The sequence below is a fragment of the Priestia sp. TSO9 genome (assembly GCF_021029645.1).
Lineage (GTDB): Bacteria > Bacillota > Bacilli > Bacillales > Bacillaceae_H > Priestia > Priestia megaterium_E.
This window is the reverse complement of sequence record NZ_JAJEKD010000013.1, coordinates 526,482-541,428: the sequence shown is the minus strand read 5'-3', so window position 1 is coordinate 541,428 and position 14,947 is coordinate 526,482. Positions and strand designations below refer to the sequence as shown.

13 protein-coding genes are annotated in these 14,947 nt (G+C 40.6%); 4 read left to right on the top strand and 9 right to left on the bottom strand.

The features are described from left to right. Positions 1–10 precede the first annotated feature (10 nt). Entirely contained in the window at positions 11–1,513 is a 1,503-nt protein-coding gene (locus LJC66_RS10970) for an NAD(P)H-hydrate dehydratase (RefSeq protein ID WP_230932538.1), read from the bottom strand. Positions 1,514–1,524: 11 nt separating this feature from the next. Next, on the bottom strand, positions 1,525–2,565 hold the full coding sequence (locus LJC66_RS10965; protein ID WP_230932537.1) for a C45 family autoproteolytic acyltransferase/hydrolase: 1,041 nt from the start codon (positions 2,563–2,565) through the stop codon (positions 1,525–1,527). Positions 2,566–2,708: 143 nt separating this feature from the next. Here LJC66_RS10965 and LJC66_RS10960 point away from each other — a divergent pair, with 143 nt between their 5' ends. Beyond that, positions 2,709–4,586 (top strand): terpene cyclase/mutase family protein, encoded by a 1,878-nt coding sequence (locus LJC66_RS10960; RefSeq protein ID WP_195694153.1) that lies wholly within the window; start codon positions 2,709–2,711, stop codon positions 4,584–4,586. Positions 4,587–4,717: 131 nt separating this feature from the next. Here the strand turns inward: LJC66_RS10960 and LJC66_RS10955 are convergent, their stop codons facing one another. After that, entirely contained in the window at positions 4,718–4,879 is a 162-nt protein-coding gene (locus tag LJC66_RS10955; RefSeq protein ID WP_195694155.1) for a hypothetical protein, read from the bottom strand. A 133-nt stretch (positions 4,880–5,012) separates the two neighbouring features. Between LJC66_RS10955 and LJC66_RS10950 the strand changes: the two genes are divergently transcribed. Both LJC66_RS10950 and LJC66_RS10945 read left to right on the top strand, forming a co-directional pair. Next, positions 5,013–5,555 carry a GNAT family N-acetyltransferase gene (locus LJC66_RS10950; protein WP_230932536.1) on the top strand — a complete coding sequence of 181 codons (543 nt, stop codon included), beginning with the start codon at positions 5,013–5,015 and terminating at the stop codon, positions 5,553–5,555. Positions 5,556–5,656: 101 nt separating this feature from the next. Beyond that, complete coding sequence (locus LJC66_RS10945) at positions 5,657–5,851, top strand: hypothetical protein (protein WP_195694159.1); 195 nt, start codon at positions 5,657–5,659, stop codon at positions 5,849–5,851. A gap of 1 nt (position 5,852) precedes the next feature. On the opposite strand, the gene LJC66_RS10940 is transcribed toward LJC66_RS10945, so the two are convergent. The 4 genes from LJC66_RS10940 to LJC66_RS10925 form a co-directional block, all read right to left on the bottom strand. Further along, on the bottom strand, positions 5,853–6,638 hold the full coding sequence (locus LJC66_RS10940; RefSeq protein ID WP_230932535.1) for an ABC transporter ATP-binding protein: 786 nt from the start codon (positions 6,636–6,638) through the stop codon (positions 5,853–5,855). 18 nt (positions 6,639–6,656) lie between these two features. Beyond that, the gene (locus LJC66_RS10935) at positions 6,657–7,139 is read right to left on the bottom strand and encodes a GNAT family N-acetyltransferase (protein WP_195694163.1); all 483 of its coding nucleotides are present in this window, start codon (positions 7,137–7,139) and stop codon (positions 6,657–6,659) included. A 158-nt stretch (positions 7,140–7,297) separates the two neighbouring features. Beyond that, entirely contained in the window at positions 7,298–7,774 is a 477-nt protein-coding gene (locus tag LJC66_RS10930; RefSeq protein WP_028408675.1) for a site-2 protease family protein, read from the bottom strand. 146 nt (positions 7,775–7,920) lie between these two features. Continuing rightward, a complete protein-coding gene (locus LJC66_RS10925) occupies positions 7,921–8,739 on the bottom strand; it encodes an AraC family transcriptional regulator (protein WP_230932817.1) in 819 nt (272 codons plus the stop codon). A gap of 138 nt (positions 8,740–8,877) precedes the next feature. On the opposite strand from LJC66_RS10925, the gene lacZ reads away from it, so the two are divergent. Further along, positions 8,878–11,982 (top strand): beta-galactosidase, LacZ type, encoded by a 3,105-nt coding sequence (gene lacZ / locus LJC66_RS10920; protein ID WP_230932534.1) that lies wholly within the window; start codon positions 8,878–8,880, stop codon positions 11,980–11,982. Between the two features lie 36 nt (positions 11,983–12,018). Here lacZ and LJC66_RS10915 read toward each other — a convergent pair whose 3' ends face one another. Both LJC66_RS10915 and LJC66_RS10910 read right to left on the bottom strand, forming a co-directional pair. Continuing rightward, positions 12,019–12,930 carry an EamA family transporter gene (locus LJC66_RS10915; protein ID WP_230932533.1) on the bottom strand — a complete coding sequence of 304 codons (912 nt, stop codon included), beginning with the start codon at positions 12,928–12,930 and terminating at the stop codon, positions 12,019–12,021. 98 nt (positions 12,931–13,028) lie between these two features. Further along, positions 13,029–14,945, bottom strand: a complete 1,917-nt coding sequence (locus tag LJC66_RS10910) for a vWA domain-containing protein (protein ID WP_050688726.1) — start codon at positions 14,943–14,945, stop codon at positions 13,029–13,031. Positions 14,946–14,947 lie beyond the last annotated feature (2 nt).

The following is a 14,947-nucleotide window of genomic DNA, read 5'->3' as shown; positions in this document are numbered from 1 at the left end:
CCAGAAGAAATTACTTCTCACTCAGCTGTTCGAATACTGCCGGCAGTGCAGAAATAACGTCGCTTGCTAACATATCCATCATTGTATGCCCCTGATCGAGCAGCACATCCGCTGCTTTTCCGTGAACATATACCGCATTACTGATTGCTTCTTGAAGAGAATCATGCTGCATAATAAAAGCCAGGATGATCCCTGTTAAAGTGTCACCCGTTCCGCCTTTTGCAAGTCCCGCGTTTCCAGTGGTATTTACGTATTGTTTTCCGTCAGGTGTTGTAACAATCGTGTTTGGACCTTTTAATACAAGGTACACACCATTTTCTACTGCGTATTGCCTAGCTATTGAAAATCGATTTGCTTCTACTTCGGCGATTGTTGTGTCCACGAGCCTTGCCATTTCTCCCGGATGAGGCGTTAAAATCGTTGCATGTTCTCTTTCTTTTACTTCTTTTTCTAAATGGGGAAGATGAAAAAGAGCATCGGCGTCCACCACAACAGAAACCGGCTGGTGAAGCACTTGTTCGACGACTTTCTTCGTTTCTTTCGTTCTCCCAAGCCCTGGTCCGACTGCAATTGCATCATACTTCCCTTCTTTTAAAGGAATCTCGCCTGCAAAAAATCCATCTTTGCTTGGACATGGTTTATACATCACTTCCAGCATGTGAGCAGCTGCAATCGCATGAATATCGCTCGGAAGCGCAAGCGTTAAAAGTCCCGCTCCGCTTGTGAGCGCTGCTTTTGACGTTAGCATCGGCGCTCCGGGTGTTTGAAGCGAACCTCCTATTACGATTCCTTTTCCATGTGTACCTTTATTAGACGAAGCGTTTCGAATGGGAAAAGATTGTTTAATATGCTGAGTTGACCATACTTCCTTAAGAGATGAACTTTTTTCAATTGCTAGCGGCGGAATACCGATATCTACTACAATCAATTCACCGTAACTTTCTTTACTCGGGTATGTAAATGCCGTGATTTTCGGCTGCTGAAGCGTAATCGTAGCATCTGCACGTACCGTAAGCTCTTGCTTCTGTTCCATTACTCCACTTGGGACATCGATGCTGTATATGTAAGCATTAGAATCGTTTATTTTTTTTATAATGTTATCGTAAGGAGATTTGATACTGCCTTTTACTCCTATCCCTAGTAGACAGTCAATAATCACCGTATACTTTTTTACAGAGAAGTTATCTTCCGCCGATTGCCACGTGAACCCGGCATTTTCATAGATGATCATGGCTTTTTTAGCCGCACCTTTTATTTTTTCCCGTGCAGGAACTACCCAGACGTCAACTTCATAGCCTTTTGACTTCAAAGCACGGGCAATAACAAAGCCGTCTCCTCCATTGTTTCCCGTTCCTATAAGCAGCCCTATATTTTCATGTTTTTCGATTCGCTCACTCAGCGCGTTGGCAGCAGCCTGCCCGGCATTTTCCATAAGGGACTCTTCACTCATCTCAATTGTATTCATCATATAATTATCCACTTGATACATCTCTTGATTCGTTACAATTCTCATTATGCTGCTCCTTACTGAAACGGAAATGGTTCATCTGTATTTACCGTTCCTTTTATTTTCGTTATAGTTAATTGTTCTCCTTTCACCCAATCTTCAAACGAGAAAATGAGAGGCTTTGCTTTTCGTCCAATCCCCACAATGACTTGCAGCGTCTCCGGTACATATGCTACTGTATGAAGCGTTCCAGCAGAATTCCGGTAATCTTCTTTAAAAATACCGTATTCATCTTCATTAAATAAAGAAAAAGCTTCAAGAGGCGATAGCTTTTTTTCAATATGATCTCGAATATGATCGAGCCTTTCCTTTGATTCTACCAAATGATGACGATTTTCTTCGACTAGCTGATTAAAATGGTTCGTACACCCCATTATCGTCCCTCTTTGTACATGAACGCCTCGTCCGGATGCTTCGACTACTGCTCCCTGTCCGCTGCGGTCATAAATGGAATAATTAAACGCATGACGATGCGGTGCTCTTTCTAAAATAGCAACAGCCTCTTCTGTCGTTTCACATGTTTCTAAAATAAACCGAGCGAGCGTACAGCAAATAAATCCGTTTGTTTGACGGCGGCGATTAACAAAATGATAGCCAATTGCCAGTCCTTTTTCATTCATTCCATCCATTCGCCCAATCATTCTCGTTCCAAATCCGACGCTTGCATATCCTTCCTTTGGCTGAAAAAGCAAAAATCGGCCTTCGTACGTTTTAGGATGATAATCATAGTTTCGTACATACACGCCGTGCTGCATAAGAGCCGAACATCCCGTTTTTTTCCACTCTTGCTGATACCCGCTGTACTCATGAATAACGTCTTCAAGAGGCCAATCTAAGCCTTCTGCTAATCCCACTAGCTCATCCCACAGTCCCAGAGCAAATAAGTCGTAATAATGACGAGCTTCTTTTGCTATCGTTTGATAGCTTCGTAATGAACGTTTTCTTCTTTTTTGATGATTTTCAAACAGCTTTGTTCCTTTATGTAATTCCCCTTGCATTTTACCAAGCTCTCGGTAAGAGCCTCGTCCTTGAATGACTTCTACCTGTATTTCTTTCACTTCTATCACTCCAATTTTCCAGTACCTTTATTGTGCAGCAAGCGCTCTATTCTTTGCAACTTTCTCCTCTCATAGAACTCTCTTCCTTTGAATACAGTTATAAAGAAACAGGTCGAAAGATTGAAAAAGCATTATCATAAGAGGTGATCATATTGCTAAAGGAAGTTCAGCTAGAGATTCAGCGAAGAATCGCCTATCTGCGCCCAACACAAAAAAATGACGGGTCATTTCGCTACTGTTTTGAAACAGGCGTTATGCCTGATGCGTTTTTAATTATGCTTCTTCGCACCTTTGATTTAGATAAAGAAGTGTTGATTAAACAATTAACCGAACGGATCGTTTCCCTTCAAAATCAAGAGGGTCTTTGGACGTTGTTTGATGATGAAGAACATAACTTATCCGCCACTATTCAAGCTTATACAGCTCTTTTATATTCAGGCTATTACCAAAAAAATGACCGGATTTTGCGAAAAGCAGAAAGATATATTATAGATTCGGGAGGCATTTCGCGCGCTCATTTTCTCACAAGATGGATGCTTTCTGTTAACGGCTTATACGAGTGGCCAAAGCTATTTTACCTCCCGCTTTCTCTTTTGCTCGTACCTACCTATGTACCGCTTAACTTTTATGAATTAAGCACCTATGCCAGAATTCACTTCGTTCCGATGATGGTAGCAGGAAACAAAAAATTTTCACTTACTTCTAGGCATACACCTTCTCTTTCTCATTTAGATGTAAGAGAACAAAAACAGGAACCGGAGGAAACTACTCAAGGATCACGCGCTTCTATTTTTTTAGTCGACCATTTAAAACAGCTGGCTTCTTTACCTTCTTACATCCACAAGCTTGGTTATCAAGCAGCGGAGCGTTACATGCTAGAAAGAATTGAAAAAGATGGAACACTCTACAGCTACGCCACCTCTACTTTTTTTATGATTTACGGTCTTTTGGCTCTTGGCTATAAAAAAGATTCATTTGTGATCGAAAAAGCAATTGACGGTATTTGTTCACTACTTAGTACATGCAGCGGCCACGTGCACGTAGAAAACTCCACGTCAACCGTTTGGGATACCGCGCTGCTCTCTTACGCTCTACAGGAAGCAGGTGTACAGCAGCAAGACCCCATGATTAAAGGCACAACTCGCTACTTAAAGAAAAGACAGCATACAAAGCTTGGAGATTGGCAGTTTCATAACCCAAATACAGCGCCTGGAGGCTGGGGATTTTCCGATATTAATACGAATAACCCTGACTTAGACGATACGTCTGCTGCTATCAGAGCTCTTTCTAGAAGAGCGCAAACCGATACAGATTATTTGGAGTCTTGGCAAAGAGGCATTAACTGGCTGCTGTCCATGCAAAACAAAGACGGGGGTTTTGCTGCATTTGAAAAAAATACCGACTCTATTTTATTTACTTATCTTCCGCTTGAAAATGCAAAAGATGCAGCGACGGATCCGGCTACTGCCGATTTAACCGGTCGAGTGCTTGAGTGCCTCGGAAACTTTGCTGGTATGAATAAATCCCACCCTTCGATTAAAGCTGCAGTAAAATGGCTGTTTGATCGTCAATTGGATAACGGGAGCTGGTACGGCCGGTGGGGAGTTTGCTACATTTACGGAACGTGGGCTGCTATTACAGGGCTCCGTGCTGTAGGGGTTTCTGCTTCTGATCCGCGTATCATCAAAGCTATCAACTGGCTCAAAAGCATTCAACAAGAAGACGGTGGATTCGGAGAATCATGCTATAGCGCTTCTTTAAAAAAATATGTGCCACTATCGTTTAGCACCCCTTCTCAAACGGCTTGGGCTCTCGATGCTTTAATGACAATATGTCCGTTAAAAGATAGAGCCGTTGAAAAAGGAATTAAATTTTTACTGAATCCAAATCTTACAGAGCAGCAAACTCATTACCCCACGGGAATTGGTCTTCCTGGACAATTTTATATTCAGTACCACAGCTACAATGATATTTTTCCTCTTCTTGCACTTGCCCACTACGCAAAAAAACATTCTTCGTAAAGAGGCTGGGACAAAAGTAGTTTAGCTGAAGGGAAATCCGAACGATGAATTGAGATTCTTGCTTGAGAATCTAACTCGTTCGGATTTTTTCATTTGTAGGGTGAACGTAGGCTTCATGTATGTAGCTGCTTTCAGCAGTTAATGAGAAGCCAAGGGGCAGTCTCCTGAGGGAAAAGCGAAATAGATGAGAAACCGCAGGAACGTTTGCGACGAGGAGTCTCATCGGCCGCCTGCGGAAGTCCAAGGCTTGCACGGAAGTCAACCGCAGCGTAAAAAGCACGCCATACTAGCACATTGATCCCATTTGTTTGTCTTAAGATTCGATGGACCTAGTTATGTCTCAATTTCTTTTTATACGTAAAAGCAGGTTTTTTAAGAAACAAGTGGAATACCTTTTTAAATGTTAGAAAAGAAAGGATGCATCAAATGAATAATGATTCACCACTTCTAAAAGGAAAAAACGTGATACTAAGAAAACCAAAAGACAGCGATGTAAATGACTATTTAGCATGCAAGCAAACAAAAGAACTTATTCGCATGTACGGAGGCGATACCCGAAACTTAAAACCTCTTACATTACAAGATGCCAAGCGGCACGTCGAGTACATAAAGTCTCAAAAGCTGAATTGGTGTATTAAATATCAGCAGCGTTTTGTTGGAGAAGCCCGGCTGACCGTTAACGAATACGACCGGCGCGCACGGTATGCAATTGGTTTATTTGATTCTTCCGTTTGGAATCAAGGGCTCGGCACTGAAGTTACAAAATTGGTACTTGCGTACGCATTTGAACACCTTCACTTGCACAGAGTCGATTTACGAGTGCTCGAATACAACCATAGAGCCATTGCTTGTTATGAAAAATGCGGTTTTGTAAAAGAAGGAATAGAGCGTGAAGGTGCTTTTATTGAAGAAGCATTTCAGACAGATCTTATCATGAGTATACTCGAACAAGAGTATTATCAGCTTTAGAAAAGAGAACCAGCTTTCATCATCGTACTTCTTTAAAAGTTCGTATAGCCCAAGCCTTTTGTGAATAAAGTAACATAACGATATAACTAAAGGAGCCAACGATGACAGCTTATGATTCCTCTTCTTTTGTATTTGTAACCATTGATAAACATGACATTGCTGCTTTTTTACTAGTTGATATTATTTGCGGCACCACTATTTATGTAGCATGTAAACATTATTTCCACAACGAGCTTATTTCCATTGCAAGCAGCGCTCTTTTTCCCATGGTATGTAAGAAGGTTTCACGACGCTAGCTCAGCTTTTTACCGGTTCTTTTAATGACAGCCAAGTGCGTTCCTTCTGCTGCTGAATCTCTACGGCGTGATTAAAAAATTCAGAAAGATGCGGCTCAGTGAGCTGGTCTTTTGTTTTTCCAGAAGAAAACACTTCTCCTTGGCGCATACAAAGCGTATGGGTAAAGCACGGCAAAATTTCTTCTACATGGTGAGTAACATAAATAAGCGTAGGCGCTTTTGGCTGCTCTACCATTTTTGCAATCAGCTGAAGAAGCTGCTCTCGGGCCATTATATCTAGACCTGTACATGGCTCATCAAGTATTAAAAGCTTCGGTGAAGCCATAAGAGCTCGGGCAATTAGCACTCGCTGGCGCTCTCCTTGAGAAAGTGTTCCGTACGCCTGATTTTGTAAATCTGCGCAATTTAGCAGCTGCATTAATTCTATGGCTTGGTTCATATCTTTTTGCTCCACTTGTTCATATAAACCAATAGATGCAAATTTGCCGCTTAAAATCATTTCTAAAACCGTATCTTCATCTCGAAACCGCTGCTGAAGCGAAGAACTTACCCATCCGATTTCTTTTCTGAGCTCAGACAGATTTGTTTCTCCAAATTTCCTTGAAAGAACTTCTACTTGGCCTTTTGTAGGCCAGATATATCCGTTGATTATATTTAAAAGCGTCGTTTTTCCGGAACCGTTTAACCCAAGCAAACACCAATGTTCCCCCTTTTCCACTAACCACGACACGTTTTTTAAAATTTCTTTTTCTGCTCGTTTTACCGAAACGTTCTTAATGTTGATCATGCTAACACTCCTATACTCTCATTTTTCATTATATATACTATAAAAGAATAATGATTTGTCCCATTTGTTAACTTGCTTTTCGTTTTTCATGCCAATTCTTTCAGCCACTTTAATCGAGGAGGAATTGTCAGGATCTATTAATGATATAATCTTCTGAAATTTCAGCGTATGAAGTCCATAATCTAAGCAAGCTTTTGCTGCTTCACTCGCATAGCCTTTCCCCCAGCGGCTGCGTAAAAATAAATAACCAAGTTCTGGATCTACCTTTCCGTCTACTTTTTGAAGAACCATGCCGCACTGCCCTAGAAACTCTCCTTTCTGTTTATCCTCGGCGACCCACATGCTAATGCCGTACGTTTGATAATGCTGCTTCATCCATTGAATCCAGCGGCGTGTGTCTTGTTCGCTTTTAGTAGAAGAATAATACTTCATTGCTTCAGCATCCTCAAAGATTTTCAGTAAATTGCCTGCATCGCTTTCGGCCATGGCTCGCAGCGTCATTCGTTCTGTCTCAATAATCGTATGAATCCTCTCCTTTCGTACATTCCAACATCTACTATCTTTATTATCCGCTACTATTTTCTTTTCGTAAAGTTTTCCTTTTTTTATTTAAATGAACGAGAAAAAACGCACCAAAAAAGGCTGCTACACACAGCCCTTTAATCTGGATCACACGTTTTCCCGTACCGTAATACGTTATATATAGCACGTCCATCACTTGCAGATGTCTCTGTATATTGAATTGGCAGCAGTGAGAAAATAACATAATAGACTGAAAAATAAACAAATTGATAGCAAAATATATCTTCAGGCAGAATATTAGCCATAATTAATCCATTTATTATAAAAATAGTAAGCAAATTAAACAGTACACCACCCGCATACACCACTGCATGAGAAATGCGACTGTCATTCTTAAGATTTTCATATTTACAAAACGAGTCTAAAAAATAGACTGACTTAATTTTAAATTTCCCCATTTTAAGAATCGTTTTCCCCCGCCCAATAGTAAAATCGACCTTCCCTCCGAAAATAATTGCCATGACGGAATGCCCCAGCTGATGAACAAATGATACAAGTGGCAATACAAGACAGAATGACCACACAAACTTTGGAAGATCATTTAACCCAAACACGTTTATCCCTCCTTTTTGTTTCTTCTCTCTACTTTTCCTCCCCGTTTTCACTTAAAACTACATTTAATTTCTTTTTTAAAACTCGTACGAAATAACCAGCATACACACCATGCCTTATGACCTAGAAAAAACCCGATATATGTAGCTTATGAAAAATACATTTTCCGAAAAATAGTTGGCGTAACGTTTTCCTGTTCTTTGAAACGCTTGATAAAGTAGCTTGGATGTTCATACCCTACTTGTCTTGCTATATCTTGTACAGAGATTTGGTTGTTTTTAAGCAGCAGTTTCTTTGCTTTTTGAATCCGCACGCGCGTTACGTATTCAAATGGCCGGATGCCAAGAGATTGTTGAAAAAGCAAACACGTATACTGCTCCGTTACGTTGAGCTGCTGCGCCAGTACTTCTAGCGTTAACGGCTGATGATAATATTCCTCGATATAACGAAGGACTGGGTTGAGCTGAGTAATTTGCTGCAGCCGACTTTTGCTTTCTATATATACGCTGTCTTGGCGAAGTTTTAAAATGACGCTATATAGTAGTTCAGAGCACTGCATGGTGCTAGAAGTATGATTTTCTTCTAATCGATTCATTAGTTCTTGTAGCATCCTATGAAGACTTTCAGCATTTGTAAGGACGATTTTCCCCGAATTAATAAATTGAAGAGAAAGCATGATATCATCAATCACACTTCCGTTAAAAGAAACCCAGCATACTTGCCATTCGCTCGTAACGGGATAGTATTCGTGCGGAACGTGCGGCGTCAGAAACATCCCTTCATTTTCTTTTATAATATAAACCTCGTCATTTACACGAAGCTCGCCTCTTCCTTTTATGCATTGAATCCATTGATAATCAGGAAACTCTCCCTGACGGTTAATATGTGTTTGGTGTCTCCAGCTTCCAGCGCTTGTAACATAGAATGGCAGTTTCATATCTTCATCTGAAAGAGCCGGAAAGTACATACGGTCCACAATACTTCCCCCTTTTTATGTGAATATAGTTATATTATCATGAAAATAATTAGATTGATAAGGTTTTCAGAAAACGTTATCATCTTCATATAAACTAATAACCTAGTACTTTAGAAATGAGGGATCGACATGTTAAAAACCGGCAAGAAATTTCATTACACAGCACCTGCAAACGGATATCCTGAATGGAATAACAACCCTGAAATTTTTCAATTGAACCGTTCAAAAGCACATGCTTTACTTATGCCTTATCAAACGGTCGAAGAAGCCTTAAAAAATGATAGAAAATCTTCTATTTACTATCAAAGCTTAAATGGCAGCTGGTATTTTCATTTTGCTGAAAATGCAAATGGCCGCGTCAAAAACTTTTTCGCTCCTGAATTTTCATATGAGAAATGGGACTCTATTTCAGTTCCTTCACACTGGCAGCTGCAAGGATATGACTATCCTCAATATACAAACGTGACATACCCTTGGGTTGAAAGTGAAGAGCTCGAACCTCCTTTTGCACCGACTAAATATAACCCTGTCGGTCAGTACGTCCGTACTTTCACACCTAAATCAGAATGGAAAGATCAGCCCGTGTACGTCAGCTTCCAAGGCGTTGAATCTGCTTTTTACGTATGGGTTAACGGTGAGTTTGTTGGATACAGCGAAGACAGCTTTACTCCAGCTGAATTTGATATAACTTCTTACCTTCACGATGGTGAAAATACGATAGCAGTAGAAGTATATCGCTGGAGTGATGCAAGCTGGCTTGAAGACCAAGATTTTTGGCGAATGAGCGGCATCTTCCGAGATGTGTATCTCTATTCTACTCCACCGGTTCACATCTATGACTTTAGCGTTCGTTCGTCGCTTGATAACAACTACCAAGATGGTGAACTTATCGTTTCAGCTGATATTTTAAATTACTTTGAGCACGATACTCAAGATCTAACATTTGAAGCCATGCTGTATGACGCGAATGGCCAAGAAGTACTACAAGCTCCGCTGCAAACAAATTTAAGTGTGAGCGATCAACGTACAGTCTCCTTGCGTACACACATTAACAGCCCTGCAAAATGGAGCGCAGAAAGTCCTAATTTGTATACGCTTGTACTCAGCTTAAAGAATTCTGCTGGTTCTATTATTGAAACAGAAAGCTGTAAAGTCGGCTTCCGTACGTTTGAACTAAAGAACGGTCTTATGACAATCAACGGCAAGCGTATTGTACTTCGAGGAGTGAATCGCCACGAATTTGATTCAGTAAAAGGCCGGGCAGGCATCACGCGCGAAGATATGCTTCACGACATTTTGCTGATGAAGCAGCATAATATTAACGCGGTGCGTACATCCCATTATCCCAACGATTCAGTATGGTATGAACTATGTAATGAATACGGGCTGTACGTTATTGATGAAACCAATTTAGAAACGCACGGAACGTGGACTTATTTACAAGAAGGTGAGCAAAAAGCCGTTCCAGGAAGCAAGCCAGAATGGAAAGAAAACGTATTGGATCGCTGTCGTTCTATGTACGAACGTGACAAAAATCACCCTTCTATCATTATTTGGTCGCTTGGAAACGAATCATTTGGCGGAGAAAACTTTCAGCATATGTATACCTTTTTTAAAGAAAAAGATTCCACGAGACTTGTTCATTACGAAGGAATCTTCCATCATCGCGACTATGATGCTTCAGATATAGAAAGCACGATGTACGTTAAGCCAGCAGATGTAGAGCGCTATGCATTAATGAATCCGAAAAAACCCTACATCTTATGTGAATACAGTCATGCAATGGGCAATTCATGCGGAAATCTGTACAAATACTGGGAGCTGTTCGATCAATATCCAATCTTGCAAGGTGGTTTTATATGGGACTGGAAAGATCAAGCTCTTCAAACAACAGCTGAAGACGGTACTTCTTACTTAGCTTACGGCGGAGATTTTGGTGATACGCCAAACGATGGCAACTTCTGCGGAAACGGCTTAATCTTTGCTGATGGGACAGCTAGCCCAAAAATTGCAGAAGTAAAAAAATGCTATCAGCCTGTAAAGTGGACAGCAATCGACGCTTCTAAAGGAAAATTTGCCGTTCAAAACAAACACTTGTTTACAAACTTGAACGCCTATGATTTTGTTTGGACTGTTGAAAAAAACGGTGAACTCGTTAAAAAGCATGCGTCTCTTTTAAATGTAGCTCCTGATAATACAGACGAACTGACGCTTTCTTATCCTCTTTATGAGCAAGAAAATGAAACTGATGAATTTGTTTTAACTCTTTCTCTCAGATTGTCCAAAGATACAGCTTGGGCTTCAGCTGGATATGAAGTGGCGTACGAACAGTTTGTACTGCCTGCTAAAACCGCTGTACCTTCAGTAAAAGCTGCTCATCCTGCTTTAACCGTTGACCAAAATGAACAAACACTTACGGTTACTGGATCTAACTTCACGGCTATTTTCGATAAGCGAAAAGGACAGTTTATTTCTTACAACTATGAACGCACCGAGCTGCTTGCGTCGGGTTTCCGTCCGAATTTCTGGCGTGCAGTAACCGATAATGACCTCGGAAATAAACTGCATGAAAGATGTCAAACGTGGCGTCAAGCAAGCTTAGAGCAGCATGTGCAAAAAATAACCGTTCAGCCGCAAATTGACTTTGTTATCATTTCGGTTGAACTAGCTTTAGACAACTCTCTTGCTTCTTGCTATGTAACGTATACGCTATATAACGATGGTGAAATGAAGATTGAACAATCTTTAGCACCTTCTGAGACAATGCCTGAAATTCCTGAAATCGGCATGCTGTTTGCGATGGACGAGGCTTTTGATTCTTTAACATGGTACGGAAGAGGCCCTCATGAAAATTATTGGGACCGTAAAACTGGCGCTAAGCTGGCCCTTCATAAAGGCAGTGTAAAAGAGCAAGTCACACCGTATTTACGCCCTCAAGAATGCGGAAATAAAACGGACGTTCGATGGGCCACTATTACAAACAATCAAGGACGCGGCTTTTTGATAAAAGGTTTGCCAACAGTCGAGCTGAATGCTTTACCTTACTCACCTTTTGAACTGGAGGCTTACGATCATTTTTACAAATTGCCGTCAAGCGATTCAGTAACCGTACGGGTTAATTACAAGCAAATGGGCGTTGGCGGAGACGACAGCTGGCAAGCTAAAACACATCCTGATTACACGCTATATGCTAACCGCTCGTATACAAACACGTTTACGCTAAAACCTCTATAAAAATAAAAAGGACTTTCATTTGAAAGTCCTTTTTATTTATGATGTCATCTCTGGCTTTCGCTGAGAAAGCAAAAATACCGTAGCGATAATAAGAATTGTACCTAGCCACTCCGTCCACCCAAAAGTCACATGAAGCCATAGAACAGATAGCGCAGCTGCTGATAAAGGCTCCGCTGACGCAAGAACAATGGCTTCAGAAGCGCTAATATGCTTTAAACTTTCCAAGTAGCAATAAAAGGCAATGAGCGTTCCAAAGATAATCACAAATAGCACCGCACACAGCGACAATAGCGACCACTCACCGGCTATATGCCACGGCTGGTGAATAAATGAAAAACTTACACCTCCTATTACCATTCCCCAGCCTACTACTTCAATTGAGCTCCATTTCGCAAGAAGGCGTTTAGGCTGAAGCGTATAAAAAGCAGACGTCACAGCTGCCCCAATCCCCCAAAACAACGCCCATCCTGTAATAGACAGCTCGTTAAAATTTCCGCTTGTTGCAAGAAAAAAGGTCCCCGTTATGACGAGAGCAACAGAAATCATTTCTACTTTCACCGGCCATTTTCTTGCTTGCACAGCTAAATAGCCAATAATAAATATTGGCGACGTATATTGAAGCACTGTAGCTGTAGCAGCGTTTCCTGCTTCAATAGCTGCAAAATATGTATACTGCACGCCGAGCATACCGATTACACCAAACAAAAGCAGCGAAGTCCTCTCTTCTTTTGTTTTCCAAATTGCAAAAATATTGCGCTGCTTAGAGGCTATTGCCAAAAGCAGCAATCCGGATACTAACATACGAACGACAACCAGCCACTCTGCGTTAAAACTTTTATGCTGAAATAAATATTGAGCCACCGTGCCAGATACTCCCCACATTGTGGCGCCAATGATTACAAGCAGCAGCCCCCATGCTCTTCTAGATGACGTTTGAACTCCTTCCACTTGCCATTCCTTCTCTCTTTTTCATATATATTTAACTTACCTCGCTCCTCTTTAACGGTCAATAGCAAAAAAAGTCGAAGCAATATGCTTCGACTTTTTTAAATGCTTTTATGAAGTAATTTCTTCAGTAAAGGAAATAGCACATCGGGAAGTTCTTCGATGTTTGGTACTAGAATACTATATTTTCCGTACATATTTTGAATGGTTTTCTTTTGTCCTTCATCAATTTCCCCGTTGGATAAAAAGACGTTAATGACTTCAATTCCGTGCTTGCGTGCTTCTAATACCGCTTCGTGCGTATCTACAATACCATTTTGTTCATATCCCATAGCGGCTGGTTCACCGTCTGAAAACACAAGTAAAAACTTCTGCTGTTCAGAACGCTGAAGCAAGCGGCGTGTCATATGGCGAATGGCAAATCCATCACGATTGTCTTCTTCAGGCTCAAGCTGCATAATTTCAGGACCGCTTTTACGCTTTAACGATGCTTGAAAGTCCATAACCGTCTGCAGGTAGTTAGGCTGGCTCGTTTCGGTGGCATCATTTGTATCTTCCCAAAACCCTACAATTTGATGAGGCACCATAACGGATTTTAACGCTTCATGAAATAGCGTAATTCCAAGCTTCGTTTCATCCATTTTATCGTACATCGACGCGGAACAGTCAACTAAAAGAGAAAAGACGGCATCAATCTGCGCAGAATCTTCATCTTTTTTATAAAACAGACGAGGATTATCATCTGTCCATAGTTTTAGAAGCTTTTTATTTAATCGGCCAAAGTGCAGCTCGCTTCTAGGCAGCGTTTTTTTATGTTCAAGCGTTTTTTCAATCATTTGCTTTAATTTCTTTTGATACGATGCAATGATTTTTTTATTCTCATCATACTGAACAACGTGATCGTCGTTCGGAAGTTTAGAATCTACAAAAACAGCATAGGCATGCTTATTTTCTTTCCCATACTCATAATCCGCTTCCCCGTCTTTTTCCGGATGCGTTTGCTCCATTGCTTCCATTTGAGAATAATCGTTGCGCGATGTTTTTTGAGAAGCCCCTTGCACCATGCCCATTGCTTGATCTCCATCGTCGCCTTCACGAACACCATCGCCTAGCATGTCTGTTTTTGAACCTTGATCCATATCAAACTGTAGAAAACTTTGCGTCGCTTCGCTTGTCTCTCGATGCCACATTTCCATTTTCTCTTCGTGAATATCTTCATCTCCGTCTTTTTCATGCTCTAAAATATCATCGTTCACTAATGAATCTTTGCGCTTTAAATCTTCAAATGTTAACCCTTCTGCTAACTGATCATACTGAAGTTCAGCCAAGAAGAAATAAGTATTAAGCATATCTTTTTCAATAATATCATCAAACACATCTACAAGTTCAAGACAGATGCGCGATACATCTTTTGTTGTTTTAGCTTCATATACATTTGTTAGCTGTCTGCGAATAAAAGGCATCGCTAAATTAATCGATTCACTCATTGAAGGAATTTCTTCAAACGGATTTTCGGCCGTCAATAGCAAGTAGATGCCGTTAAAAAGTGCATCCGTATACACGCTTTTTGTTAAATTTGCGCTCATTTGTGTAGCAAAATATTTTCTGTAGAGCTGTCTTCTGACGGCGAAGGCTTTTTTCGTTCCAGGACGTTCGCGTTTGCATACTTCTTCTAAACGAATATCTTCAAACAGCATAAACAGCTGCTTAGCTAAGCTAGGTACCGACGTTTTATTTATTTTCTTTAAATATGCATTAATTTCTTTGAAGTTTGAATGCTTATAGCTTCCAATACTTCTTAAAAACACATCACTTTTTAAGCCGTACACTTTGTCTTCTTCTGGACGGTTATCCCAAAAGTGACTGAGATAAATAATGCCGTGTACAGGATCATAATAAGATGAAACGCGATACTCTACTTCAATTTCATCATTTTTTGTTAATGTTTTCGTTAAATCCGCCAGCTCCATATAGAGAAAGGAATCTACATTTTTGTCGTTAAATTTAATAAATCGCATAG

Bases quoted from the DNA above. Each gene is read 5' to 3' on its own strand.
- LJC66_RS10925 (WP_230932817.1), bottom strand. From the start codon at position 8,739: ATGTACTTTCCGGCTCTTTCAGATGAAGATATGAAACTGCCATTCTAT.
- LJC66_RS10935 (WP_195694163.1), bottom strand. From the start codon at position 7,139: ATGACGCTGCGAGCCATGGCCGAAAGCGATGCAGGCAATTTACTGAAA.
- LJC66_RS10940 (WP_230932535.1), bottom strand. From the start codon at position 6,638: ATGATCAACATTAAGAACGTTTCGGTAAAACGAGCAGAAAAAGAAATT.
- LJC66_RS10910 (WP_050688726.1), bottom strand. From the start codon at position 14,945: ATGCGATTTATTAAATTTAACGACAAAAATGTAGATTCCTTTCTCTAT.
- lacZ (WP_230932534.1), top strand. From the start codon at position 8,878: ATGTTAAAAACCGGCAAGAAATTTCATTACACAGCACCTGCAAACGGA.
- LJC66_RS10950 (WP_230932536.1), top strand. From the start codon at position 5,013: ATGAATAATGATTCACCACTTCTAAAAGGAAAAAACGTGATACTAAGA.
- LJC66_RS10945 (WP_195694159.1), top strand. From the start codon at position 5,657: ATGACAGCTTATGATTCCTCTTCTTTTGTATTTGTAACCATTGATAAA.
- LJC66_RS10970 (WP_230932538.1), bottom strand. From the start codon at position 1,513: ATGAGAATTGTAACGAATCAAGAGATGTATCAAGTGGATAATTATATG.